Source organism: Paracoccus sp. TOH (assembly GCF_030388245.1).
In the GTDB taxonomy this organism is placed as follows: Bacteria; Pseudomonadota; Alphaproteobacteria; order Rhodobacterales; family Rhodobacteraceae; genus Paracoccus; species Paracoccus simplex.
This window is the reverse complement of sequence record NZ_CP098360.1, coordinates 2,092,033-2,117,252: the sequence shown is the minus strand read 5'-3', so window position 1 is coordinate 2,117,252 and position 25,220 is coordinate 2,092,033. Positions and strand designations below refer to the sequence as shown.

The 25,220-nt window shown below is 61.1% G+C and carries 22 protein-coding genes and 1 pseudogene; 15 read left to right on the top strand and 8 right to left on the bottom strand.

Annotation, left to right across the window (positions count from 1 at the left end; translation table 11 throughout):
• Positions 1-250 precede the first annotated feature (250 nt).
• Positions 251-949 (top strand): hypothetical protein, encoded by a 699-nt coding sequence (locus NBE95_RS10485; protein WP_289893835.1) that lies wholly within the window; start codon positions 251-253, stop codon positions 947-949.
• Positions 950-1,005: 56 nt separating this feature from the next.
• On the opposite strand, the gene NBE95_RS10480 is transcribed toward NBE95_RS10485, so the two are convergent.
• A complete protein-coding gene (locus NBE95_RS10480) occupies positions 1,006-1,761 on the bottom strand; it encodes an SDR family oxidoreductase (RefSeq protein ID WP_289893834.1) in 756 nt (251 codons plus the stop codon).
• A 169-nt stretch (positions 1,762-1,930) separates the two neighbouring features.
• Between NBE95_RS10480 and NBE95_RS10475 the strand changes: the two genes are divergently transcribed.
• The gene (locus NBE95_RS10475) at positions 1,931-2,806 is read left to right on the top strand and encodes an AraC family transcriptional regulator (RefSeq protein WP_289893833.1); all 876 of its coding nucleotides are present in this window, start codon (positions 1,931-1,933) and stop codon (positions 2,804-2,806) included.
• 825 nt (positions 2,807-3,631) lie between these two features.
• Positions 3,632-4,033, top strand: coding sequence for a DUF2177 family protein (locus NBE95_RS10470; RefSeq protein WP_289894872.1), 402 nt, complete (start codon positions 3,632-3,634; stop codon positions 4,031-4,033).
• On the opposite strand, the gene NBE95_RS10465 is transcribed toward NBE95_RS10470, so the two are convergent.
• From NBE95_RS10465 to NBE95_RS10455, 3 genes are read right to left on the bottom strand one after another with little or no spacing between them, the layout of a single operon-like run.
• Positions 4,014-4,763 (bottom strand): SDR family NAD(P)-dependent oxidoreductase, encoded by a 750-nt coding sequence (locus tag NBE95_RS10465; RefSeq protein WP_289893832.1) that lies wholly within the window; start codon positions 4,761-4,763, stop codon positions 4,014-4,016. The genes NBE95_RS10470 and NBE95_RS10465 overlap by 20 nt on opposite strands.
• 4 nt (positions 4,764-4,767) lie before the next feature.
• A complete protein-coding gene (locus tag NBE95_RS10460) occupies positions 4,768-5,403 on the bottom strand; it encodes a ChrR family anti-sigma-E factor (protein WP_289893831.1) in 636 nt (211 codons plus the stop codon).
• On the bottom strand, positions 5,400-5,963 hold the full coding sequence (locus NBE95_RS10455; RefSeq protein WP_289893830.1) for a sigma-70 family RNA polymerase sigma factor: 564 nt from the start codon (positions 5,961-5,963) through the stop codon (positions 5,400-5,402). Before NBE95_RS10455 ends, NBE95_RS10460 begins: the two co-directional genes overlap by 4 nt.
• Before the next feature lie 243 nt (positions 5,964-6,206).
• Here NBE95_RS10455 and NBE95_RS10450 point away from each other — a divergent pair, with 243 nt between their 5' ends.
• The 11 genes and pseudogenes from NBE95_RS10450 to NBE95_RS10400 all read left to right on the top strand — a co-directional run bounded on the left by NBE95_RS10450 (position 6,207) and on the right by NBE95_RS10400 (position 17,225).
• Positions 6,207-7,487, top strand: a complete 1,281-nt coding sequence (locus NBE95_RS10450) for an FAD-dependent oxidoreductase (RefSeq protein ID WP_289893829.1) — start codon at positions 6,207-6,209, stop codon at positions 7,485-7,487.
• Positions 7,488-7,490: 3 nt separating this feature from the next.
• Positions 7,491-8,270, top strand: coding sequence for a DUF1365 domain-containing protein (locus tag NBE95_RS10445; RefSeq protein ID WP_289893828.1), 780 nt, complete (start codon positions 7,491-7,493; stop codon positions 8,268-8,270).
• Positions 8,270-9,430, top strand: coding sequence for a cyclopropane-fatty-acyl-phospholipid synthase family protein (locus NBE95_RS10440; RefSeq protein WP_289893827.1), 1,161 nt, complete (start codon positions 8,270-8,272; stop codon positions 9,428-9,430). Before NBE95_RS10445 ends, NBE95_RS10440 begins: the two co-directional genes overlap by 1 nt.
• Positions 9,427-10,830, top strand: coding sequence for a deoxyribodipyrimidine photo-lyase (locus NBE95_RS10435; RefSeq protein ID WP_289893826.1), 1,404 nt, complete (start codon positions 9,427-9,429; stop codon positions 10,828-10,830). The genes NBE95_RS10440 and NBE95_RS10435 overlap by 4 nt, the downstream gene beginning before the upstream one ends.
• Before the next feature lie 29 nt (positions 10,831-10,859).
• Positions 10,860-11,570 carry a tryptophan-rich sensory protein gene (locus tag NBE95_RS10430; RefSeq protein WP_289893825.1) on the top strand — a complete coding sequence of 237 codons (711 nt, stop codon included), beginning with the start codon at positions 10,860-10,862 and terminating at the stop codon, positions 11,568-11,570.
• Complete coding sequence (locus NBE95_RS10425) at positions 11,567-12,121, top strand: sigma-70 family RNA polymerase sigma factor (RefSeq protein ID WP_289893824.1); 555 nt, start codon at positions 11,567-11,569, stop codon at positions 12,119-12,121. The genes NBE95_RS10430 and NBE95_RS10425 overlap by 4 nt, the downstream gene beginning before the upstream one ends.
• Positions 12,118-12,819: an anti-sigma factor gene (locus tag NBE95_RS10420; protein WP_289893823.1), complete on the top strand. Its 702-nt coding sequence runs from the start codon at positions 12,118-12,120 to the stop codon at positions 12,817-12,819. Before NBE95_RS10425 ends, NBE95_RS10420 begins: the two co-directional genes overlap by 4 nt.
• Before the next feature lie 134 nt (positions 12,820-12,953).
• Positions 12,954-13,511 (top strand): fasciclin domain-containing protein, encoded by a 558-nt coding sequence (locus NBE95_RS10415; protein WP_289893822.1) that lies wholly within the window; start codon positions 12,954-12,956, stop codon positions 13,509-13,511.
• A 126-nt stretch (positions 13,512-13,637) separates the two neighbouring features.
• A pseudogene (locus NBE95_RS10410) lies at positions 13,638-14,399 on the top strand (DUF4394 domain-containing protein).
• A gap of 744 nt (positions 14,400-15,143) precedes the next feature.
• Positions 15,144-16,601: an alpha/beta hydrolase gene (locus NBE95_RS10405; RefSeq protein WP_289893820.1), complete on the top strand. Its 1,458-nt coding sequence runs from the start codon at positions 15,144-15,146 to the stop codon at positions 16,599-16,601.
• 303 nt (positions 16,602-16,904) lie between these two features.
• Complete coding sequence (locus tag NBE95_RS10400; protein WP_289893819.1) at positions 16,905-17,225, top strand: hypothetical protein; 321 nt, start codon at positions 16,905-16,907, stop codon at positions 17,223-17,225.
• A 285-nt stretch (positions 17,226-17,510) separates the two neighbouring features.
• On the opposite strand, the gene NBE95_RS10395 is transcribed toward NBE95_RS10400, so the two are convergent.
• From NBE95_RS10395 to NBE95_RS10385, 3 genes are all read right to left on the bottom strand, one after another.
• Complete coding sequence (locus NBE95_RS10395; protein ID WP_289893818.1) at positions 17,511-19,229, bottom strand: retron Ec67 family RNA-directed DNA polymerase/endonuclease; 1,719 nt, start codon at positions 19,227-19,229, stop codon at positions 17,511-17,513.
• Between the two features lie 280 nt (positions 19,230-19,509).
• Positions 19,510-20,928 carry a nuclease PIN gene (locus NBE95_RS10390; RefSeq protein ID WP_289893817.1) on the bottom strand — a complete coding sequence of 473 codons (1,419 nt, stop codon included), beginning with the start codon at positions 20,926-20,928 and terminating at the stop codon, positions 19,510-19,512.
• Entirely contained in the window at positions 20,925-22,769 is a 1,845-nt protein-coding gene (locus tag NBE95_RS10385) for an SIR2 family protein (RefSeq protein ID WP_289893816.1), read from the bottom strand. The genes NBE95_RS10390 and NBE95_RS10385 overlap by 4 nt, the downstream gene beginning before the upstream one ends.
• Positions 22,770-23,204: 435 nt before the next feature.
• Here NBE95_RS10385 and NBE95_RS10380 point away from each other — a divergent pair, with 435 nt between their 5' ends.
• The gene (locus NBE95_RS10380; RefSeq protein ID WP_289893815.1) at positions 23,205-24,077 is read left to right on the top strand and encodes a helix-turn-helix transcriptional regulator; all 873 of its coding nucleotides are present in this window, start codon (positions 23,205-23,207) and stop codon (positions 24,075-24,077) included.
• Positions 24,078-24,155: 78 nt separating this feature from the next.
• Here the strand turns inward: NBE95_RS10380 and NBE95_RS10375 are convergent, their stop codons facing one another.
• Positions 24,156-24,833, bottom strand: coding sequence for a thermonuclease family protein (locus tag NBE95_RS10375; RefSeq protein WP_289893814.1), 678 nt, complete (start codon positions 24,831-24,833; stop codon positions 24,156-24,158).
• Between the last annotated feature and the right edge of the window lie 387 nt (positions 24,834-25,220).

Sequence of the window (25,220 nt, the reverse complement as noted above, 5' to 3'; positions counted from 1 at the left end):
AACTGCCCGTCGCCTTGCAAGCCGCGATCACCGGGGCCATAGTAGTGGCTGCTGGCTGATTTTGCGGCCTTTCCGGCGTGATCTGGCAGGAGCCGACGTGTTCAATCCATCAGCCCTCTTTCCCCTTCTGATCGGGACCAGAGCCCGAAATGTCCCCGGGTTGTCTGGTCGCTGACGACCGGCAACCCTGACGCATCACCGATCCTTTGCCGCGCCCCTTGGGCTGCGGCGCGATATCTGTGGGACTGACATGACATTGTGGAACACTCTGGCCCGCGCGCGCACCGCGTCGGGCGATGACATCATGCTGCGACAGCGCGGCAATATCTTTGAAATCCGCTATAACGGCATCGAGCTGATGTCGAACCTCAACCACCAATCCGAAGACCAACTGGCGCTGCGGACGATGCGGTGCCTGGATTTCCGGGCGAAACGCGTGCTGATCGGCGGGCTTGGTCTGGGCTACAGCCTGCGCGCGGCTCTGGATCTGGCCGCGCCGGATACGCAGGTCACGGTTTGCGAAATCATCCCCGAGGTGGTCGCGTGGAACCGTGGCCCGCTGGCGCATCTGGCGCAAAGCCCGCTGGACGATCCGCGCAGCAAGGTGGTGATCGGCGATGTGCGCGATCATCTGGCCGCGTCGCAGGGGCAGTATGACCTGATCCTGCTGGACACCGACAACGGCCCGGATTTTGTCGTCCGCCCCGGAAACGAGGATCTGTATCAGGCGCAAGGTATCGCTGTCGTGGCAAGGGCGCTGACCCCGGGCGGGCTGGCGGCATTCTGGTCCGCGACGGCATCAGACCGGTTTGAGCGAGTGCTGGCGAAATACCCGTGGAACTGGATCCGCGAGGATATCCCCCTGATCCCGGGCCGTGTCGATGCCATGCATCACATCTACAGCTGCGCTCTGGACGTGCAGCTGCTGGGGATGAAAAAGGCTGGCTAAGGCACGAAAGGGCAGGCCGGCAAGCCTGCCCGCGCGAGCCTGACATGCGCCAGGGATCAAATCGCCTGCCCGCCCGAGACCTCGATCCGCTGGCCGGTCACCCAGCGGTTGTCGTCGGACAGCAGGCTGGCCACCATCGGACCGATATCGTCGGGCAGGCCAACGCGGCCCAGTGCCGTCAGCCCGGCATATCTTGCGTTCATATCCGGGTTGTCGCGCACCACGCCACCGCCGAAATCGGTCTCAATGGCACCGGGGGCCACCGCGTTCACCGTGATGCCGCGCGGGCCCAGTTCCTGCGCCAGATAGCGGGTCAGCACCTCGACCGCGCCCTTGGCGGCGGCATAGGCCGAAAAACCGGCGGCCGAGAACCGCGTCAGCCCGGTCGAGAAATTCACGATCCGCCCGCCATCGGCGATCAGCGGCAGCAGGGTCTGGGTCAGGAAATAGACGCCTTTGACATGCACGTCGAACAGCCCGTCTAACTCCGCCGGAGTGGTCAGGGCAAAGGGGGTGAATTCGCCATGCCCGGCGTTGTTCACCAGATGGTCAAAGCTGTCGCGGCCCCAGATATCGCGCAGACTGGCGCGCAGGGCTTCGGCAAAGCGCGGGAAATCCTCGAACTGTGCCATATCAAGTTGCAGCGCCACGGCCTTTTGACCCAGGGCGTTGATCTCGGCCACGACCTCGCCCGCCTGTTCGGCATTGCCGCGATAGGCGACGACGACATCGCCACCACGACGGGCGATGGACAGTGCCGTATTGCGGCCAAGCCCACGGTTGGCGCCGGTGACCAAAGCGATCTTGCTCATATCATGTTCCTTATCTTGAGCGGATGACAGGAAGATGGGGCAAAGGGCAGGGCAGATGTTGCCCGTTCCTCGCGCGTTCTTGCCCATTCCTGCGAAATCCGGCGGATTGGCTTGCGTTTCAGCCCTGATTCTTGCCTGATAGAGCAAGCTAAACCTGTCGGATCAGCTTATGAACAGCCTGCTCGATCATGTCCGCCGTCATGCGGATCTTTATGCCGACCGTTTCGGCTATGCGCCGACGCCGTTTCCGGGGCTGGGTGTGGTAAGGCAGTTGCAGCCCGGCGAGTTGCAGGTGGCGGTGCAAAAACCGCTGATCGCCATCTGCCTGCAAGGCCGCAAGCGGGTGACCATGGGCACCAGCAGTTTCGACTATGGCGCGGGCGAGGCTTTGGTGATTACCGCCGATGTGCCGACGATCAGCCAGATCACCGAGGCCAGCCCCGCCGCGCCCTATTACGCGCTGGCGCTGGAACTGGATGCGGCGGTGCTGCGCGCCCTGTCTGCCGAGGCTGATCTGGGCGCTGTCGATACAGCGCCGGTCCGCATCCAGCCCGCCGATCCCGATGTGACCGACGCGGCGCTGCGGCTGATGCGGCTCTTGGACCGTCCCGCCGCGCAGCCGGTTCTGGCAGAGGGATTGCTGCGAGAGCTGCATTACTGGATGTTGACCGGACGCCACGGAGCCGCGATCCGGGGGCTGGGCGCAGCAGACAGCCACGCTGATCGCATCGCCCGCGCCGTGGCGCAGATCCGCCAGAATTTTGCCTCTGCCCTGCGCATCGCCGATCTGGCCGAGGTGGCAAGGATGAGCGAATCCTCCTTCCATCAGCATTTCCGCGCCATCACCACGCTGTCGCCACTGCAGTTCCAGAAGCAGCTGCGCCTGATCGAGGCGCGGCGCCTGATGCTGACCCAAGGCGCCGCGATTGCCCACGCTGCGCATGCGGTCGGCTATGAAAGCGTGCCGCAATTCACCCGCGATTACGCCCGCCTCTTCGGCACCCCACCCGGCCGCGACATGCGCGACGCAAGGCTAAGCGCGTAAAAGGGGGGGACACGTGGGGCGCAGGGTTAGCGAGGAGACAAACTCGGCCCATAGCCGCCGGTCGGCCCCTGCCGATGCTGCATGGCCGCATTCCCGTAAGCCGACATTCGACTGGCTACGCAGCGAAGTCACGGCCAAGATGGCAGGTCTGTGGAACACTTCTGATCACTCTCCAGCAGGTGCCATCGCCAGTTGAGAGGCGATGAAATCAACATATATGCGGACTTTCGGTGGCAGATTGCAGCTGGACGGCCAGATCGCCTCGGGCTCGACACTGCCTGATGCCGCGCCCTCGAGGATAGTGACCACACTTTCTCGATCCATTTGTTCGCGCACTGCAAAAACAGGAAGGCAGGCTAACCCTGATCGGCTGCTACCATGACGATCAGCGGTTCTATGGTGCTGGCAACGGCCGTAACAGGCATGTTGACAGGGCGGGCATGCGACCATTCCTCCAGTCGCCCTGTCGCAGGCTGGCGGTGGTGGGCGCAACAGTAGTGGGCCAGGTTGTTGATCTCGCACCAACGGTCTTTCTTCTTCTGTTCGGCGCGCCGCTTTCCCTGTCGGTCCTGGTGGCCGGCGTTCTGCTGGTTCTGATCACCTTGCCGCAGTGGTTGTCACAGGCGAAGATGCACCGAGGTGGCACATCCTATGGCCTTGCCAGAGTTTGTTCACGCCAGACTGATCCGGCGCGCGGGTTCAGGCGTATAGGATAACAAAGACAAGAATCCGACACACAGAAACACCCAAAGTCCCGCCGACGCGAAGCTGCGCATCTGCGCCCTGCCGCGCGCGATGGAGCCGCAACATGAAAGGTTCCCCATGCTGAATGTGGTTTTGCTCTACACAGTCACGGCGACAGTCTTCCTGGGGCTCGATATGCTGGGCATCCGCTACATCGTGCGCCCGGTGTTCGAGCCGCATGTCGGGCATCTGTTCGCCTCGCCCTTGCGGCTGGGACCGGCGGCGGTGTTCTACTTGTTCTATGTCGCCGGGCTTTTGCTGTTCGTCTCCTGGCCCGCGTTGAAGGCGGGGGCGCCGATGCAGGCGCTCTTGTTCGGGGCGCTCCTTGGCGCGATGTGCTATGGCACCTATGAGATGACGAATTACGCCACGCTGGCCGACTGGTCCTGGCAACAGGTGGTGGTGGACGGGCTTTGGGGCACCTTCCTGACCGGCTTTGCCGCCTGGGCGGGGGTGGCGGCGCTCAGCGGTCGAGTTTCCTGACCGCAAGGCGCGCGGTCAGGCGCAACGAGAGTGCATAAGGCAGCAGCCGCAGGATTTTCATCGCAAGCGTAAAGCGCTTTGGGAAGTGCAGCTCGAAGGCTCGGGTCTGCAACCCTCGGATCACGGCCTGCGCCGCAACCTCGGGGGTGATGATCGCGGGCATCGTGAAGGCGTTCTTGTCCGTGAGCCTCGTGCTGACGAAACCGGGGCAGACCAGCCGCACATCGACGCGGGGGGCCAGCTCGGCCCGCAGGGTCTCGGCCAGGTTGTTCACCGCCGCCTTGGTCGCGCTGTAGGGCTGGCCTCCTGGCAATCCCAGATAGCCTGCGACAGATCCGAACAGCACGAGCTGGCCGCCATCGTGGATCAGCGGTGGGGTCAGGCGCGCGACATCAAAGCTGCCAAGAAGGTTCACCGCCACCAGCCGCGCTGTCGCCCCGGGGTCGAGGTCGGCAACCAGACCGGGATCGTAAAGCGCCGCAGTGCAGATCACCGCATCGAGACTACCCGCGGCGATCCCTTCACAGGCCGCCGCAAGCCCGCCGGGCATCGCAAGGTCCAAAGGCAGAACCTGCGCCCCGCCGCAGTCTGCGGCCAGCGCTTCAAGCGCGTTCGCGTTGCGCGCCGACAGGATCAGCGTTGCGCCATCTTGCGCTAAGGCGCGGGCGAGGGCCGCGCCGATCCCTTCGCTTGCCCCGATGATCCAGATGCTTTTGCCGCCGAGCCCCATCGGCTCAGATCCGGAACAGGGGTTGCAGCAGGCGCGGGATCATCGCGCGGAACCGCAAAGGCGCATCGGTTGCGGCCAGACAGATGCAGGGGCCCTCCATCCCGGCCACGGGCTGATGATCGACCTCATCGCCGGCGGTTTCGACATCGCCGACGCCAAAACGCCCTTCGCTGTCCGAGAAGCTGCCCTGCAAGACAAGCGTCAACTCCAGCCCGCCATGGCTGTGCTCGGGAACCGCCCTGCCTGCCGGGATATAGAGGAGGCGAAGCGAGCCCTCCCGATCCGCCGAGAGGATCTGCTGACGGATGCCGCCGCCCAGCATCCGCCATTTCGGTGGTTGGCCGTCCAGCGCCTGCATGACCGGCGCGGGAAATATGCCCGAGCGTGTGATTGCGGCCGGGGGCGGCGGAGTATCATCCAACGCTGCCAGCAGCCGGTCTTTTGCCCCTGGGCTCATGGCGCGCGGGCTCACCCGGTCGAGAAGCGCGCCGCCCAGCATCTCGGCGGCTTCCGCGCGGGCGCGGCAGGTATCGCAAAGCGACAGATGCGCAGCAATCACGACGGAAAACGCATGCGGCAGGTTGCCCGTGACATGGGCGTCCAGCAGATGGTCGGAAATGTGATGCGTGATCGCGGTCATGGCTGCCTCAGATCTTTCAGGTCGCGCCGCAGTCGTTCCAGCCCCAGCCGGATCCGGGATTTGATCGTGCCCAGAGGAAGGCCGGTCATCTCGCTGATGCGGCTGTGCGGCAGATCCTCGAAATAGGCCTGTTCCAGCACTTTTGCCTGATCGGGCGACAATGCCTCCAGCGCGCGGCGCAAAAGTGTTGCCTCCTGCCCAAGCGCAAGGATCTGCGGCGCATCGGGCTCCGATCCTTCGGGATCCGCCAGCGGATCTGGTTCGGGCGGCGGCTTGCGGCGGGCGAGGTCAATGCGGCGGTTGCGGGCGATGCGATAGATCCAGGCACTGGCCTCGGCGCGGTGCGGGTCGAACTGCGCGGCCTTGTGCCAGACCGTCAGCATGACATCCTGGACGACATCCTCGGCGCTGCCATCGCGCAAGCCGCCCCGGATCAGCATGGCCTTCAGCCTTGGGCCGAAATGGTCGAAGAGCTGCATGAAGGCCGCGCGGTCGCGGCGGTCGCGCACCGCAAGCAGCCAGAGCGTGGGCTGCGTCGGGCTGGTCTTCTCATCGGACAAAAAGCCGTTCTCCTCAGATGCCGGTCGCGCATCGCCATGATGCATTGCGCCCCTGCTCTCGGGCGGCGCTATCACAATCTGGCTGCTGCGGTCATCTTGCATCATGGAGCGGAATACGTCGCAGCGCACGGATCAGATCACTGCGTCACAAAATTTGCCGGTGTCGGAGATTTTTACGTCGGGTGATGATCTGTTGCTCCGGGGGTTGCGTATTCCTCACCAAAAGGACCGAAGGAGACCACCTTGCCCTTTGATGCATCCCGCGGCGCACCACAGAAAATCGCCATTATCGGCGGCGGTATTTCCGGCCTGTCTTCGGCCTGGCTGCTGTCGCGCCACCATCAGGTCACGCTCTATGAGGCAGCCCCGCGCCTGGGCGGCCATGCCCGTACAGTGATGGCCGGGCGGCGGGGCGATGTGGCGGTCGATACCGGCTTTATCGTCTTCAATTACGCCAATTACCCGCATCTGACGGCGATGTTTCGCGACCTGGACGTGCCGGTGCAGCGCAGCGATATGAGCTTTGGTGTCTCGCTGGACCATGGTCGGGTGGAATATGCGCTGCGCTCGCTGGATGCGGTTTTCGCGCAGCGCGCGAACCTGTTGCGGCCCGGCTTTCACCGGATGATCCGCGACATCCTGCGCTTCAACGCGCAGGGAGAGGCGGCGGCGCGGGGCCGTGCCGATCTGACCATCGACCAGCTGATCCGCGAACTGGGCCTTGGCCCCCGGTTTCGCGACCGGTATCTCTATCCGATCTGCGGCGCGATCTGGTCGACACCTGCGCGCCAGATCGGCGCCTTTCCGGCAGAGGCGCTTTTGCGCTTCATGTCCAATCATGCGCTGATGTCGCGTGGCGGTCAGCATCAGTGGTGGACGGTTTCGGGAGGCAGCATCAGCTATGTGACCCTGCTCACGGATCGGCTGGCGGCGGCTGGGGTCAGCCTGCGGCCAGCGACCCCGGTCCGCGCGATCACGCGCAGCGATACCGGGGTGGTCGTTCAGACCGACGGCACGTCTGAGACCTTCGACCACGTGGTCATGGCCTGCCATGCCGATCAGGCGCTGGCCTTGTTGAGTGACCCGTCGGTGGCTGAGACTGCCGCCTTGCGTGCGGTGCAGTTCCAGGACAACCGCGCCGTTCTCCATGCAGATCCGCGGGTGATGCCGACCCGCCGCAAATGCTGGAGCTCCTGGATCTACCGCGATGACGACCCGGCGTCTGGCAAGGCTGTCGGTGTCACCTATTGGATGAACCGGCTGCAATCGCTGCCCGAGGAGGATCCGCTTTTCGTCTCCCTCAACCCCGGCACGACCATCGACCCGGCGCTGATCTATGACGAGACGGTCTTTCGCCACCCGGTCTTCGACCATACCGCGCTGAATGCCCAGACCGCTTTGCGGGGGATGCAGGGCCAGCGGCAGACCTGGTTTGCCGGTGCCTGGCTGCGCAATGGCTTCCATGAGGACGGGTTTGCCAGCGCCATGCGGATCGCCCGCCAGCTCTCGCCCGCGACGGTTTGAGGGATGGGTGATCTCGCATCCATCCTGACGGGGGGAGAGGTGCTGCATCTGACGGCAGATGTCAGCCATGCCAGACGCGGGGCGCTGCGCCATGCCTTTCGCTACCGCGTGGATTATCTGTTGCTGTCGCCCGAGGCTGTCCGCCCTCAGGGCCTGTTCCGGCTGGGCCGTATGGGACTTTTCAGCTTTCATCAGCCAGATCATGGCGGCAGGCGCAAGGCGGGCGCAGGGGCGGCCTGGGCCTGGGCTGCGCTGGAACAGGCGGGGCTGACACGCGATGACACAATGACCCTCGCGCTGATGGCGCAGCCACGTTTTCTCGGCTTCTGGTTCAATCCGGTCAGCTTCTGGATGGTCTTGCGCGGCCCGGATCTGCTGGCGGTGATTGCCGAGGTGAACAATACCTTTGGTCAGCGCCATTCCTATTTGTGCCACCTGGCAGATTTCGCGCCGATCCGGCCCGAAGACCGGCTGAGCTCTGAAAAGCTGTTCCATGTCTCGCCGTTTCAGGATGTTGCGGGCGGCTATGAGTTCGGTTTCACCGTGACCAACGACAAGGTTGCGATATTGATCCGGCAGATCAACGGAGCAGAAGGTCTGGTCGCCACCCTGCACGCGACACCCCGGCCCCTCCGCCAGCCCGCGCTGCTTGCCGCGGCCTTGCGCCGTCCGGGCGGGGCGCTGCGGATTGTGGCTCTGATCTATTGGCAGGCCCTGCGCCTGCGCCTGAAAGGGGCCGCCTATCGCCGCCTGCCCGCGCCCCCGAATGAGGAAATCAGCTGATGAGCCTGCTTAGAAACCGCTTCCTCGCCTCGCTTGAGGGCATCCGCCATGGGCGTCTCTCCCTGACCACCCCCGAAGGCCATCGCCACCAGTTCGGAACTGACGGCCCCGAGGCCGTGATCCATATCACCGACTGGGCGATGCTCGCGGCACTGGCGCAGCGCGGCGATGTCGGGTTTGGCGAGAGCCATATCGCCGGTCATTGGGACAGCCCGGATCTGGAGGCGCTGCTGGTGCTCGCGATCCGCAACCTTGACCATCTTGGCGGGCAGGCCCGGCAGGGCCTGCTTTCCGGTCTGCGCTTTCGCCTGACCGACCGGCTGCGCACGAATTCCCTGGCAGGTTCGTCGCGCAACATCCGCGCACATTACGATGTCGGGAATGAGTTCTACCAGCTCTGGCTTGACCCCGGGATGAGCTATTCCTCGGCACTGTTTGACGGCACGGATGATCTGGAGACCGCGCAGGCCCGCAAGAACGACCGCATCCTGTCCCGTCTCGCCCCCGGCGAGCGGATTCTGGAGATCGGCTGTGGCTGGGGCGGCTTTGCCGAGGCGGCCGCCAACACCGGCCGCCATGTCACCGGGCTGACGCTCTCGCCTTCGCAAAAGGGCTATGCCGATGCGCGGCTGGACGGGAGGGCCGAGATCCGGTTGCAGGACTATCGCCATGCGGGCGGGCAATACGACAATATCGTCTCGGTCGAGATGATCGAGGCGGTGGGCGAGCGCTACTGGCCCGCCTATTTCGCCACACTGAAAGCCCGCCTCGCACCAGGAGGCCGGGCGGTCCTGCAGGCGATCACCGTGTCGGATGCCGAATTCTCGGTCTATCGCAAACGATCCGACTTCATCCGCCAGCATATCTTTCCCGGCGGCATGTTGCCCAGCCCGGCGATCCTCGCGCATCAGGGCGCAAAGGCGGGGCTGGCGCTGCGCGGCAGTTTCTCCTTTGGGCAGGACTATGCCCGCACCTGCCGGATCTGGGCCGCCCGCATGGCCGAGGCCGCGCCGCGTATCCACCGTTTTGGCTATGACGCGGCCTTCCTGCGCGGCTGGCGCTATTACCTCGAGGGCTGCGCCGCGACTTTCGCCACCGGGCGGACGGATGTGGTGCAGGTGGAATACAGCCATGCCGATGATATCGCGATGGCGGCATGACGATGCCTGCAATCCTCTGGCTGAGCCGCGACTTCCGCTTTGATGACAACGCGGCACTGTCGGCGGCCTGCGCTGACGGCCCTGTCCTGCCGGTCTTCATTCTGGATGCGGCGACACGGGCGCAAGGTTCGGCCAGCCGCTGGCGGCTGGGGCGGGCGCTTGCGGCCTTTGATGCCGCCTGGGCGGCGCGGACCGGCGAACATATCACCGTGCTGGAGGGCGAGGCGGCAGCGCTGCTGCCAGCCCTCGCGGCCCGCCTCGGCGCGACCAGCATTCATCAGAATGACTGGCCCGCGCCTGCGCAGCAAAGGGTACAGGCGGCTTTGCGTGATGCGCTCGGCGGTGGGCCGGTTCGGCTGCACCTGCATCCTGGGCACCTCCTGATCCATCCCTCCCGGATTCGCACCGGCGCGGGCGGCAGTTACAAGGTTTATACTCCCTTCGCCCGGGCCGTGCGGCAGGCCGGGCCGGATCGCCCGCTGGCGCCCCCCGGACAGCTGACGGCACTCCCAGCCATCGGGGATCTGCGCGTGGAAACCCTGAACCTCGCGCCGGATATGTATCGTGGCGCACCTGTGCTGGCAGAACACGCGCTGCCGGCAGGAGAAGCCGCCGCCTTCGAGCGGCTGGAAGATTTCCTTGACCACGCACGGGATTACCCCTCCCATCGCGACCGTCCCGATATCGACGCAACCTCTGGCCTCTCCGAGCACCTCGCTCTGGGAGAGATCAGCCCGCGCCGCATCTGGGCCACGGCAAGCCTGCGGGGTGAGGTCGAGCCATCCCTGGCCGCAGGCAGCGAGAAATTCCTCTCTGAGGTTCTGTGGCGCGAGTTTGCCTGGCATCTGCTGCTGGCCTTCCCGCAGATGCCGGAGGCGCCTTGGCGCCCCGAATGGGCGGCCTTCCCCTGGGCAGGCGAAAGCCCTGCCGCCACTGCCTGGGCCCGGGCGGAGACCGGCATCGCACTGGTCGATGCGGGTCTGCGCGAAATGCGGGTGACGGGGCGGATGCACAACCGCGTGCGGATGGTGGTGGCAAGCTGGCTGACCAAGCATCTCATGACCGACTGGCGCATCGGGCTGCACCACTTTGCGGATAGTCTGACCGATTGGGATCCGGCGGCCAATGCGATGAACTGGCAATGGGTGGCGGGCTGCGGCCCGGATGCCTCGCCCTTCTTCCGCATCTTCAACCCGGAAAAGCAGGCCGCAAGTTTTGACCCCGAAAGCCGCTACCGCGACCACTGGCTGCAAGGTGAGGGCGCGCGGGCCTATGCTGCCACCTTGCCCGCGTCCTGGAACAGCCCCGCCAGATGGGCAAGCGCAGACACCGCGCCCCTGCTGGCCGAAGGCCGTAGCCGCGCCCTCGCTGCGCTGGAACGGTTCAACCGGGACAATTGACAGGCTCTGCGCGAAGAAAGGATGACCCGATGCCACAAAGAACGCTTTCGATCCTGGTTCTGCTGCTGGCGCTGGCCTTTGCCGCCGCGCCGCTGCTCTCCGGGGGTTTCAACGGATTCAGGCCGGAGCAGTTTCCCGTCACCGATGCCTGGCCCGCGCAACCTGCGGGATGGGCGTTCTCGATCTGGGGGCTGATCTATCTCGCGCTGATTGTTGCCGCTGCAATTGGTGCCCTGCGTGGCGGCACGGGCTGGGCGCGGGCGGCAGGGCCGCTTGGCATCAGTCTGGCGGTTGGCGTGTTCTGGATCGCGGCGGCCAATCACGCGCCATTGTTGGCGACCGCGATGATCGTGGTCATGGCGGGCTTTGCCATTCTGGCCTGGCAGCGCAGTGGACCCGCGATCTGGCAGCGCCTGCCGCTTGGCCTCTATGCGGGCTGGCTGACGGCGGCCACCGGGGTGGCGCTTTCGGCGGTGCTGACCGGATATGGCCTCCTGCCCGCCAGGACGGCTGCGGTTCTGATGCTGCTGGCCGTTCTGGCAGTTGCAACGGTGATCCTCACGCGCCCGCGAAGCGACTGGACCTTTACGCCTGCACTCATCTGGGCGCTGATCGGGGTGATCGCGGCGAACTTCGATCCGTTCAATCCGGTGGTGACTGGCCTCTGTGGTGCAGGGGTGCTGCTGGTCTCGGTGCTAGCACTCCTCCAGTCACCCGCGTCATATAGGAGGGTCAGATGACATCGGATGCTGTTCGGCCAGAGATCACCGATCTCATCCTCAGGGTTGCGCTGCGTGACCGGTCCGCCTTTGATCGGCTCTATGCGGCCACGTCGGCGAAACTTTTCGGCACCTGTCTGCGTGTCTTGAAGGACAGAGCGGAGGCTGAGGACGTGCTACAAGAGGTGTTCATCGGGATCTGGCTGAAGGCGGACCGCTTTGCGGTGACCGGGCAAAGCCCGATGTCCTGGCTGATCGCGATTGCCCGCAACCGGTCGATTGACCGGCTGCGGATGCGGCGCGGGGTGCTCCCGGCGCTGGACGATGATGCCATGGAGGTCCGCGACCCGACACCCGGACCCGAAGCTCAGGCGGTTGCCGCCGGAGAGCGCCGCGCGCTTGACGGCTGCCTTGGCGAGCTGGAAGCCGGTCGCGCCGATGCCGTGCGCGCGGCCTATCTGGACGGCGACAGCTATGCCGATCTTGCGGCCCGCCATGCTGTGCCGCTGAATACGATGCGAACCTGGCTCAGGCGCAGCCTGATGCGGCTGAAGGAGTGTCTGCAAAGATGAGCGACACCGATATGGATCATGGGCCTGATGGCGACGACATCCTTGCAGCGGAATTCGCGCTTGGAGTTTTGCCGACCGATGAACAGGCGGCCCTGGCCCGCCGGGTTGAAACCGATGCGGCCTTCGCCCGGCTTGTGGGGGAATGGGAGGACCGTCTTTCCCCGCTGTCCGAGGGCTTCCTGCCAGTGGATCTGCCGCCTGCGGTCAAGCGCGCACTGGATCTGCGGCTTTTCGGAGCCGCTCAGGCGCAGCCCGGTTTCTGGTCAAGCCTCGCGCTCTGGCGGGGACTTGCAGGCGCGGCCACAATGGCCTTTGTGCTGGCCATGGCCTTGCCCGGTCTGAAGCCTGCGGTGCCGACAGACCGCCTCGCGGCATCACTGACGGCCGAGGGCAGCAGCGTCACCTATCTGGTGCTTTACGACTCTGCCACCGGCAGCATCAGCCTTGCCCATATGAGCGGCGATCCGGTCGAGGGGCGCGACTTCCAGCTCTGGATCGCGCGCGGCGCCGAAGCGCCGGTCTCGCTTGGGGTGATCCCGGCAGGTGTTTCGACCCGGGTTCCTGTCACCAGCGACCAGATCCGCGCCCTGATGACGACCGCCGCCCATATGGCGATCAGTCTGGAGCCGCCGGGCGGCTCGCCCACCGGGCAGCCGACCGGGCCGGTTCTCGCCGTGGGTGATTTGCTCGACATCTGATGCCGGGTCTGACGCTCGGGAAAAAACAGGCCCCTGCGAAAAAAATCGCAGGGGCCTGAAACTTTCTGAAACCACCATCCGTGTCTTCTCCTGTCCCCCGATCAACGGGGCAGACATTTCCGGGAGGAAGTCACATGAAGACCTTTACCAAAGCTCTCTTCGCAGGCTGTTTTGCGCTGACCACCGCGGGGGCAGCACTGGCGCAGGACAATCCCATGGTCGGCGGCGCTGCAATGTTCGCCGATAAGAACATCGTCGAAAACGCGATGAACTCGGCCGATCACACCACGCTGGTGGCCGCAGTCCAGGCCGCCGGTCTGGCCGAAACCCTGCAGGGCGAAGGGCCGTTCACGGTTTTCGCGCCCACCAATGCGGCCTTTGAAGCGCTGCCCGCAGGCACGGTCGAGACCCTGTTGAAACCCGAAAACAAAGAAACGCTGGTCAAGATCCTGACCTGCCATGTCGTCGGCGCCAAAGCGATGGCCGCCGATGTGCAGAAGATGGTCGCCGATGACGGCGGCAAGCATGTGATCGAGACGCTGGGCGGTTGCAAGATCACCGCCGAGGCCAAAGACGGAATGGTCACCTTGACCGATGAGACCGGCGGCGTCGCCACCGTCACGATCGCCGATGTCGTGCAGTCGAACGGCGTCATCCATGTCATCGACAAGGTTCTGCTGCCGGCGGGCTGATCCCTCCGGCCAGATCAGGGCTGTCATGGCCCGGGCCATGTCTCGCGCGGTCTCTCCCTCCCGCACGGACATGGCCCGTTATCGCCGGGTTCACTGGCAAACCCCAACCAAAGAAGGAAATTTCCCATGAATGCGATCAAATCGGTTACCGCAGGTCTGCTGCTTTCGGCGCTTGCCGCACCGGCGATGGCGGCCACTGTGGTGGGCCTGTCCGGCGAGAATGAGTTGCATTGGCTCGATACCGAAACCTGGACCCGCACCGGCGGCGTGACCGTGACCGGCGTCGAGGGGCGTCTCCTCGGTATCGACGTGCGCCCGGCTGATGGCATGCTTTATGGCGTCTTTGCCGATGGCACCCTCGCGAGCATCGATCCGTAAAGCGGCGTGGCGACGAAGGTCAGCACGCTGGCCACCACACTGGCCGATGGGGTTTCGGCCACGGTGGATTTCAACCCGGTCGCCGACAAACTTCGGGTGATGGGCAGCGATGGCACCAGCCTGCGGGTGACGGTTGAAACGGGCGAAGTGGTAACCGATGGCAGCCATGCCTACGAGGATGGCACTGCCCCGAACATCATCGCGGGCGCCTATACCAATTCCTACAAGGGCACCGAGAAAACCCAGCTTTTCAACATTGATGGCGCCGCTGGCTGGCTGGTGCTGCAAGATCCGCCGAATGACGGCAAGCTGAATCCGGTTGGCGAGATCGGTGTGAATCCGGCCGAGGCCGGGTTCGACATCGTCTCCGACGGCAAGGGCGGAAATGAGGCCTGGCTGGTGGTCGAGGGTGGCTTCCATTCGGTCAACCTCGAAACCGGCGCAACCACGGAGGTTGGCAGGATCGACGGCGCGAATGTCCGCGACATCGCCGTCCTGCCCGCGATGTAAGTAACCAGTGCTATAGTTCAGTTCTGGACGAGTGACGCGGCCCGAAGCCTCAGGCTTCCGGGCCGCAATCCATTTCCTGAATGGCCTCTGAGCAGGTTACTCATTTGCCCGGCGTCAAACTCCGAGAATTCTGCATGCCCGCATCACCAGGCCGACATACTATAACATTTCGCAGTGCCAACTCTGAGTGTCCGCAATGGGGCTCCGAGCAACATGCTGCTACACAGCAACTTTCAGGTTTGGCGCCATCAACGGTCCCGCCGCCGCCGGCAGGCGAGCGCGGCCCATAGCTGACGGTCGGCCCGGCTTTGCGCTGCGTGGCAGAATTCCCTAAGCCGCCCCTCGACTAGTGCCGCAGCAAAATCTCGGCATGATGGCAGCGACGCGGATGGATTTTTCGTTCGTACTGAGCGGGCTTTGCGCGCCAACTATACCCTGACTGTTTCGAAGCGAATTACGCCCGACTTTGACAATGCCCCCGTTGAAAATCCCGCGCAGGATCGCTTCGGATTCGATCCGTACGCCCCGTCCATTGCGCGTTGCATCCTCGCGCTTAAGAGCGCCTTAGGCAGCGTAGTTGCAATCCGCGGCCCGTGGCCCTTACCGCGCCGCATCGTTTCGCAGGCAGGCGTGCAATTATCTCGTTACCGGCCTTGCCTCCGGCTACGGCCAGGTTTTAGCTTATAGAATGAGTGTATGTCCGTAGCACGATCTGCGGCATATCGGATCCTGCCGGAGTGATTGATGTCTAGGACTGCTGCGGCTTTGGCCGATCTCCGTTTCGGTCTGAAATTCGCGGCGAAGCGCTACCTCGGATATGCTGATAGGATCGATACAGCCGACAACGCGGGCTTTTACCGACAGATAGCCGGCGAGCGCCTCGAAGATGCGGCCAGACTCGACCAGGAAGCCGGCCAGAATGACCTAGCTCAGGAGGCTTCCACGATCGGCGAAGAGACGGCGGGGCCGCTGTTGGGCATGGGGGAAGGGGAACCTATGTCCGACGCCTCTGCCGCCTATCGTGTTCAGCGCGCAGAAAACACACTTGATCGCATGGCCGCCCAGTTGCACTCGCTGCTGCTGGATGGACCTTTGCGCGATGTCATTCACGAAGTTCGCGCCCGCATCAATCAGCGCCGCGAGGGAGTCCGCGCTGCGCGCAGGCGAGCCCACCTCCTGGAATGGAACCAGCTTCCCGGTGCCGCCGCCAATGGGGTCCAGAACTTGGCGACTGATGGACATCACGTTACCGTCTGGTTCGGCACCAACCGCCGCCTGCACACCAACGGTCAGTTCTTGGGTGAGCGCGCCGACCAGGTGCGCTATGGTCGGTGCGCAGTCTTCGTGCCCGAAGACCGCGAAGCCGGGTCGCTGGGCCGGGGCCTCTTTGGGAGGATCTTCAAAGGCGATAATCGGGTGAAGTTGAAGGAGCGCGCCCTCCTCGACGAGACCCTTTTCTGGAAAGAGTTAGTCAAGGAGGTGACAAGCCTGAATGTATCCGAACGGGACGGTCTGGTCTTCCTGCACGGCTACAACACGAAATTTGTAGATGTTGCCCGGCGAACGGCCCAGCTCAAGGTTGACCTGGCGCATAGGGGTCCCGCTGCCTTCTTTTCATGGCCCTCACTCGGCTATCCCGCCGGCTATGCGGGTGACGAAGCCGCAATCGAAGGCAGTGAGCAGGTCATCCGCGACTTCCTAGTGAATTTCGCTCAACGCTCGGGCGTGAGCGCCGTGCACATCATCGCTCACTCAATGGGGAATCGGGGGCTGCTACGCGCGATGGACGCGATCGCCAAGATCGCGGCCTCGGCTGCGCCGGTTCGTTTCGGTCAGATCATCCTAGCTGCACCAGACGTTGATGCGCAGCTCTTCACGAATCTCGCAGCGGCCTACGGTCAGATATCGACGCGGGCCACACTCTACGTGACCGCAAATGACAAGGCGATCGGCCTTTCGCGCGAGCTGCATCGTTTTCACCGAGCTGGTCTCGCTCCTCCGGTTGCCGTCGTTCCTGGTATCGATACCATCGACGCCAGCCGGGTGAACCTTGGATTGATGGGTCACAGCTACGCGGCAGAGATGCGGGCGGTGCTCGCTGACATGCACCGGCTCATCCAGTCCGATACCGCACCAGACAAACGCTTCGGTCTGCGCAGAGCGCTCCGTGGCGCGGCGCCGTACTGGGAGTTCGTGCCCTAGCCAAATCGAACAAGATCGTTGCAGGTCGGCAAGACTTCCCCTGTTTGTTAGTCTCCGGGAACTTTCTACACAGCTGAAAATGATGGTACGCCTAATGCATTATTAAGGGATGTGTCTGCACCGTAGTCATGAAGGTTGGCAGACACGGTTCGGCCCATATTGGACCGTCAGATTGCGACCGAATCTGTTGGATTTACTGAACCTAAGAATCTAGTCTGAAGCCTACTGCTCGTTGGGAAGTCGTCATTTGCATTGCTCAGGGGCAGCATCTCACGTTACCATTTTCTGAAGGAAGGAGCTACCATGACTGCGCCGACGGACGCATATCGAGCTATTTTGGCAGCTGGACGTGAAGCAAGCGTATCGAAAGATTGTGCGCCCGTCTTGCGGGCCATCTCCGAGGCCAGTATGTCGGCCTGTGCTGCTGAAGACGACAAATTCACCGAGTTCAACGATGCGTTTGAATTGGTGGTCGGCGATGAACGCCTCCTCGTTCAGTATCGCTGGTACGACACTTCAAAGGCATTCAGCATCCAGCCTGATATGAATGTATATCGGCTGAAGCATACGCGTGCTGGTACGCTTATTGCGGAAGATGAAATCCGATTTCTCGATAAGACCTGAGCAAAATCTGTGCACGTGCACGGCCCAAAGCTGCCGGTCGAGCTTCGACGTACAACTCCTCGAATCTGCCGTGTAGGAAAGTCGCAGCGACGGGGCAAGGCAGCCCTGAGCTATCCTGCGTGCAAAACGCAGTATTGTGTCCAGGGCCGGCTCATAGGGCGGGTTGCGTTCGTTCGCAGGCACAGAATTTTGACCAAGCCCGGGCATAGAAGCAAAAGTTTAATGACCCTCAAGGCTACCCGGCCCGCAGAAATGCGTGAAATTCAATAGCTGCATTTACTTCGCTTAGGGTGTACCTGAGCCGCCAGCAGCTACCGCAGGAGACGCTGGTGGCGCGGCGGCCGTAGCAGCAAAAATGTCAGCATAGTGTTTTAGCACATCCTCGATGCGCTTGAGAAAATCCTCAAACCCAGAGAAGTCTACAGTGCTCGCATTGGGTCGCACCACGGATTCCGCGAAAGCCACCTTTCCGTAGTGGGTGTCATCACCATGATCTTTTCTCGGATCAAAGGATTTTCCATTTAGCTTGATCGCCAAGAGGGCAGGCTGGAACAAATTTTCAATCTCACGCGGATGCGGCGTCGCTCCTTCAGGAACTTTTACAAGATACAGATTTTCGCCTAGATAATAGAACGGATCGGTTGTCGTTGTGCTGATGCTAACTCCGCTCTGTTTCTTTGCCGCACTCTTGAACACTGTCTTGGGGCCGTCATCATTGTCACAAAGTATGATGACCGGATTGGCCATTGGCTTGTGAGCGTACGGTTTTAGATTGTTCGAGTAGCTGGATATCAGGGAAGCCTGACCCGCGGCGCCGTGGCCAAGGTTCAGAATGTCGCGAGACGTACCGGATGGTTTCAGGAACTGCACCCGCCGGGCGATCTTCCCATCTTTTTCCTCGGCGAGTAGCGGAAATTTCTTTGCCATAGCACGTATGGCGCAATGAAGGTAGGTGATGTCGGAAATGCCCTCCGTCACGATCAACGGGGCTTTTGGCGCAGCGAAATACTTATAAAATAGAAATTTTCGGTAGAGGTCTTCAGGCGCGTGAGGCGTGCTGAACTCTCCTGCCGCCTTCGACATTTTATTGATCTTTGGTTTTCTGTCGCGTCGTGCTTTTACGAAATAGATGTGTGACAGCGTTCCCTCTAGCGGATTTAGATTGTCAGTGCCGCTGGTCGCATCATCGCCTGGTTTGAAATAGTATCCGGTTTTGAAGAGAGAATGGCACATGGCTCGTGCCGCCCGGTAGTAGTCCTGATTGATATTGGCCTTATCATTCACGACCAGGCCCGTGACGGTCTGACGTGAACGCCGTAGGGACATACGGGTCTTGGTTGGATTGATCGAAAAGCCTGTGGTCTCTATCGTCTTCCCGAGCTTCGTTCCAACCTGCCACTCTGCGCCGTGGACATTTACTGCAATTTCTGTTGGAAAGAGCTTTTCGTTGGTAGAAAAGGTTAGGTCGTCGGCGTAACGGGTATAGGTGCAGTGCGCATCGCGGGCGAGAGCGAGAAGCCGCGAATCCAGAATATTGCCAATCAGGTTTGATATTACTGGCGAGCAAGGGCTACCCTGCGGCAGGGTATTATCATGGCACGCAATCTGGGCGATGATAGTGGCGACCTTGGGTTCCAGAGAAAACATCTGGTCATTGATGAAGAAGCCGCGAACGCGCCCGAAATTAATTGTGCCGAAGAAGTCTTTCAGATCAAGATTGAAGACAAATCGCCGCCTCTTGTGCACCTCTGCATTAGAGACGATGGTGCGCCCCTGATGGAATCCATGGGACGCAAACCAGAACCGGGGATTGGTTTTCTTACGCTCTTGAACGCAAGCATAGAGTAATGCAGCTAGACGGCTCTGGAGAAGCGCAAGCTGTGGCTCGGGCGCGTTAATGGCGCGGGTGCCGCCAGACTTCTTAGGGATGTCGAACGAGCGATACTTTTTTGCAGCATCCATTTTGTACAGAACGTAGCTGACACCCTTGGGTGTGAAGCCCAACAGTTTGGCGAGGTCGGTGAGGCTTTTAGCCTTCTGTAGATTTTCTATTGAGCTCAAATGCCTGTACTCTGGGTTGGGTGCTTACGGGCACTCTTATGCGAGCGTCGCGATACACCGAAAATCGGAAATACCGCAAGGGAACCTGAAGGTAAGCAGCCTGCCTACCATTGCTGTCATTTGCCGCGATGCGCAGCAGGAAGTCTGCCCGTAAGCACTTTGGATTATGAATGTTATTAGCTTTTAGTGCAAGCCCGAGATCGCCATGTCGGGATTTACGAGATCACATAAAGTATCTAAAATCATAGATGCGGTCTACCATCTGTGGGTTTTGTTGGAGAATATCCGCGAAGGCCTTCGAATACACCAGTGTGACGGGAAGCTTCTTATAAAGCGTATTGTTGTTCCAATCCATCTTGGTCAGGCCGAGGACGCCCGCACACGTGTCATGCCATCCCCCTTCTCCGGAGTAGCGGCGCAACAAGACAGGTGAGGGCGTGGGCTTAAGGGCTCCCTCCTTGTAGACGTTATAGCGGGGGTTCTGGACGTGCACCCCCTGAACGCTCCCCTGCGTCCAAAGCAGTGCTTCGCTCTTGCTGATCGGGAGATACGTCCCTCTTTGAACCGGGTACTTATGGGCTGAGGGCGGAGATTTCTCGTCAAATCTGACACCTTTCCAATTGGTGCCTTTCACGACTTGTACCAACTCAATCTCAGTGCTTGCACGGAAGCTATCAAATGCGCCAAGTATTTCTTCGTCCGTGAACGAGGTGTTTTTGTGGATTGTGACTTTCTTTGGCGCAACCCCGAGATGGCCGCGCTGATAGATCTCTAAACTTCGGGTCAAAACCGACTGCATCTCATAGTAAGAGAGGTAAGGATTCTTTTGACTGTCTTGGGTAAAGTCCTTCGTATCGTATGCCACGAACTTGAAGCCGGTTCCGTCAGGGTCAAAGACCTGACTGCAACAGGTGCTATACTGTGTGCCTGTTTTCTTGTCTGTTTTCATCGCATAGCTAATGCCGATGAAAGCTTCGTCAGGTGCGAGGCCCGTCAACTTCCACGGGATGCCGCCAGCTTTGGCGTATAGCGCGACACTAAGGCCCCACATGACGTTCGCGCGGCATCTACGGCTGAAGCTGGCTTGCCGAATGATCTGGATCGGGATGTCAGATGGCGCGCAATAGGCCTTGAGGAAGTCGTGAAAATCGAAGTTCTCACCTTCAAAACAAGATGCCCACTCATCAGGCAGGAGTACCAGAGCAACGTCAAAGTTGCTGCGCAAAGACGATAGCCGGGCAATGCAACGAAATAGCCCCTGGGCAAGCTCAAGCTTCAAGCGGTTTCGCGCGAATTCATCCAGATCACTGGAAAACTTAACTTCCAGCGCGTTGTCAACAGTCGCGATGGGCGCTCTGAACAGCGCCTCGAAGCCAGGATATTCAGGATAATAGTTCTTTGCTTCAATCGGACAGGCCTTTGATTGCAGCTCACCCACAAGACGGCGAAGCTTTCCTAGTTCTCTCTCCGGCGCAACGAGAGCGAAGCGAACGGAGGGAAGTGTTCCAAACTTCAGCCCGTAAGGGCCATGCTCAATCAGTCCCATTAACGGATGCTTATGGACTTTGCCCCCGTTAAATATTAGGTCGGGCTCGGGCAAGCAGGCAAAACCAGAAAGCTCGCGATCATGAGATTGCGTCATCGAGACCTCTTGGAGAATGCCGTACGGCTACCCAACGTGAAGCGCGGGTTTTCGACTGCGCTGCCGTTGTCAAAGGGGCTGACTTGGATATCGCTATTTCTCTCATGTGGCCCTAAAAGAAGGTTTACCCATGCACTAAGCAAGGCATTGAACGTATCATTGAAACGGCTTCCCCTTCGTTTATCAAGAAAATCAGTTGCAATTCGGCGCCCTCGGGGCGGCCATATCCAGATGTCTGGATCAACTAGGAGCCAAGCCTTATCTTGTTTGACATCGAGAGATATCCGAGCTGCTTCCGCCCATTCTATTTGCTCCTGCCGTGGAAAACTCTCGTCGACTTCAGTAAATAGGCCGGGTATCTTACCGGATACTTTTCCGACAACCTGTTGCAGGGACGACAATGTAGCTAGGTCTTCGGAATGCCGATCAACAATCAGCCAAGTTCCAGTGCGTGTCGTTCTAGCCAGCAGAGGTTTGGAGCGAGCAAGAGATTTTGCGAGAGCATCTTCCAGAAATCCTCTTAGATGCAAGTTCTCCGGGCGAGAAAGGTCGTGCGGTAATTCGGCGGCATCGATGGAGTTCAACGCAGCACCAAATTGATCTTTGGCGACAATTTCTTCCCCCCAGCACCAGACATGTTCAGCCTTAGTTAGAACGAGGCGTCCGTCGGTTTCATGCTGGGCTTTGCGAAGATCGCTCCATTCTACAGGGACTTTGAAGTTAAGCTGAAGACATTGAGACGGCAGGTTTTGTATGGGCAAGGCGTTCAAACGCAGCAATGCGTTCTGCGAGCCATTTTTGGGGAGCGGGATCGCAACACGCGAGGTCTCAGATTTTCTCACTTTGCCATCAAGCGTTTCCGATCTTCCGTCGATATTGCGCCATATTCTTGAGAGCAGTGAGTCAAAGGTTTCAATCTGCACGTACTCAGCCCGAATGCCTTTCGCTTTGGCTGCGTCCAGTAAATCGCTCACGATTTTGATGGGTTTCCTCGCCATCCCTGTCCAGTATAGGCCATGTGGGAATGGATTGCTCACGGCAAGCGCCGCGCGGAACATTTCCATGATGCTTTCGTCGCGCCCGCTATATCCGGAGACCACAAATCCAAATCTATTTGCCGCGTTGATCAGGCATTGCGCAAGATGTATGTTCTGTGTCGCAAGATCTTCCGGTAGGTTCTTGATACTATCGTAGCGGAAGTCGCCATGAAGCTTGCAATATATCGGAAATTCTTCGTTATTCAGCGCTTCGTTGGCTGAGCTGGCACCTTCAATGTGATAGGCCGCAAGCGAGGTTCCGGCCACTTCTGCGACAGCCTTCTCAATCACGGTGTCAAAATTCGTTGTGAAAACAGTGCGCGTCAGGCCCGATGCCATCATCGCCCCAAGAACGCGGTGTCCGACCGAGAGGGACACATGCTCTTCCGAAAGCATGGCTTTGATGTATTTTCTTTGGCGTTCCTTGTCGTCACCGAAAATTCTGATGAAACATTCGGGGTATTCCATGTCGTCCCAAAGTGGAGGAAAACCTTGAGACTCAATATACGCCTGTATTTTGTCCTGAATGGCTACGACTTGCATCTCCTGGCGTGAGATGTCTTGGTTTTCTTCGCGGCAATAATAGCGCCGTTTCATATCCCAAAGCAGGTCGGTCGCTGTTGGTAGTCCAGCAGACCGAGAAGCCCCGGCACCCAGAAACCATGCAAAGTTCTGTGGGCGTGAGCATACCAGTGCTATAAATTCAGCTTGTTCCACTCTGCTCGGCCTTGGGTTGGTGATCTTTTCCAATAGCTTATTTTGTTGATACTGCGAACTCAACCAGTTGATAATGAAGTTGTCCACAGGAAAGAAACGTCTGTAGTGCGATCAGGTGATCCGGTTCGAGGCTCTAGTTGGCACGTTCTATGATTGGGCTCCATTGGCGCGGTTGCGAGCGCCATATTCCCAATCGTAACAGTTCCGCTCGAGCGGCGGCTTCGACGAGGATGCCTGCCTCGGAGGCGCTGGAGAACGGCAGCTATCGCTGTATTTTGCGGATGTGATGCCGCGGCATCACAGGCAGCTCACCGCCCGTCGCCGGCCGCAGGGGATGGTGCTTGCTGCGCCGCGGATGAATGTCTGCTTCCTCAAGTTCGCTGCGGCTCCCACGCCGCACTGCCGTCAGACCGCTTCCCGCCCTTCTCAACGTTTTTCGTCTGGCGTCGACGGAATGATTCGGTGCAGATAGTGTCATGAATCATTTCCTTTTGATTGCAATAAAAGCAAGCAATTCTTGACATGAATGCCCTGCGCACAACGCGTCGCTTATATGGACTGACACAAGCTTCAGTCGCGGCCTCTGCCAGGATCAGTCTACCGACGCTGCGGGCGCTCGAGCGGGGCGAAGGCGGTGTGCGGGCGCTGGTCGCAGTCATGGCGGTGCTGGATCTGCGCTGGGGCTGGGCGCCGGATCGTGTGCAGGCGGCGCGGGCTCTGGGGGATCGGCGGCGGGCGCATGGACTGAGCCAGGCGCAACTGGCCGATCGGATCGGGGTCAGCCGACCGGTTATCATCGCGCTCGAGCGGGATCTGGGCGCGACGGTGGCGACGCTGGTCAGGGCGGCGGCGGTGCTGGGCGTCAGGCCGGTTTTGCGTGCGGCCCCCTTGGGACGTGGTGGTCTGGTGCCCGCGACAAATTGCCCGGCGCACGATCTGGTCATGACGTCGCCGGAGCTGGCGACAGCGATGATCGGGCATTTCGCCGGGCGGATGACGGGCAGCGTCCTGGATCCGGCCAGAGGGCAGGGGGCGTTTCACGACCGCTTCCCGGCCCATCTGGAGCGGGATTGGTGCGAGATCACCGAGGGCCGCGATTTCCTGGACTGGCGCGAGCCGGTCGATTGGGTGATGACCAATCCGCCCTGGTCGCGGCTGCGCGATTTTACCCGCCATGCCATGCGGATTGCGCCGAATGTCGTCTGGCTCGCGCCGTTGACCAATCTAACCACGAAGGCGCGGCTGCGCGATCTGGACGAGGCCGGGTTCGGCATTGCCGAGCTGGTCTTGATCGACACGCCGAAGGATTGGCCGCAGAGTGGCTTTCAACTGGTCGCGGCCTGGCTGCGCAAAGGGCACAGCGGCGGCTGGTCGGTGACGCGACTGGCAGTATAGCCGCAGTGAACTGACGATCCGGCAGTCATCGCAGGCGACACAACCCCGCGCCGAGATGCCGGACCGCCTGAATCTCTCTCAGCAGATGCTCTCGCAGGGGATGCCGTCATTGTCGCGGTCGAGCCTGCGGCCCCAGGGGCAGTTCTGCAGATACCAGCGCGCCTCGTCGCAGCTGCCGATCTGCGAGCAGGTCCGGCGCGGGCTGCAGGACCAGTTTTGTCCTGCGAATTCGTAAAGCCTCTGCATTGTCGGTGCCACATTCTGACCGCTACGACGTTCCGCACGCCAATCCCAGGGCATGTCGAAACGGCCTTGCCAGATCCCGCGCTGACCGGTCCGGGCGTGATCCTCGGCGGCGATATAGGCCGTTGAATATTGTCGGTAGGCCACGGCCCAGCCCTCGCGCACCATCCAGCGGTTCAGGTTCTCGCCGCCCGCAAAGCAATCCGCCACAGACCGGCCATAGCGGTCGATGTCTGTTTCCTGGCAGCTGACGACTTGCCGCCCGATCCGGTCTGACAGTGCCAGCGAAGCCTGCTGACCACAGCGCCAGGCCGTGCCGCGCGGATCCTGGCAAAGCTGTCCGCTTTCCGGCGCATCGATGCCGTTCAGCCGGATCCGGGCGCCGTGGATCTCGATGGTGTCGCCGTCGATGACCGAGGCCACGCCCTGCAGATCGGCCCCGACCGTTTCGCTGTCACAGGCGGGCAGCGTGCAGGCGAGGACAAGGGTCAGGGCGGCAAGGGTGGGATGCATCACGTGGTCTCGGGTGGTTCACCCCTGCCTAACCGTTGGGCAGGACGGGGCAAAGCACCAACAGGACCATAGCGGGAACTGTTTGTTAAGAATTTTAGCGGATGATGGTCGGGCGGTGAGCAGCCGCCTTTGCCGACCCTGCGCCCGTGGTCCGATCCATGTTCACATGAAGACAATCACCAAATGAGCCTATGAAGCAGATCACCAAATGATCATTCTGGCCTGTGCCCATCCCTGCGGACCCGCAGGTTGGGACATCAAAGCTTCATTTGATCAAATGAAGATTATCCCCATTTGATCATTCCGTGCGCGCGTTGCAGCGCAGGTCCTGCGCAGCGGCGGTCGCTGATAAAGGGAGCCTGCCGCGCCACTGGCCGGGCAAGCTTG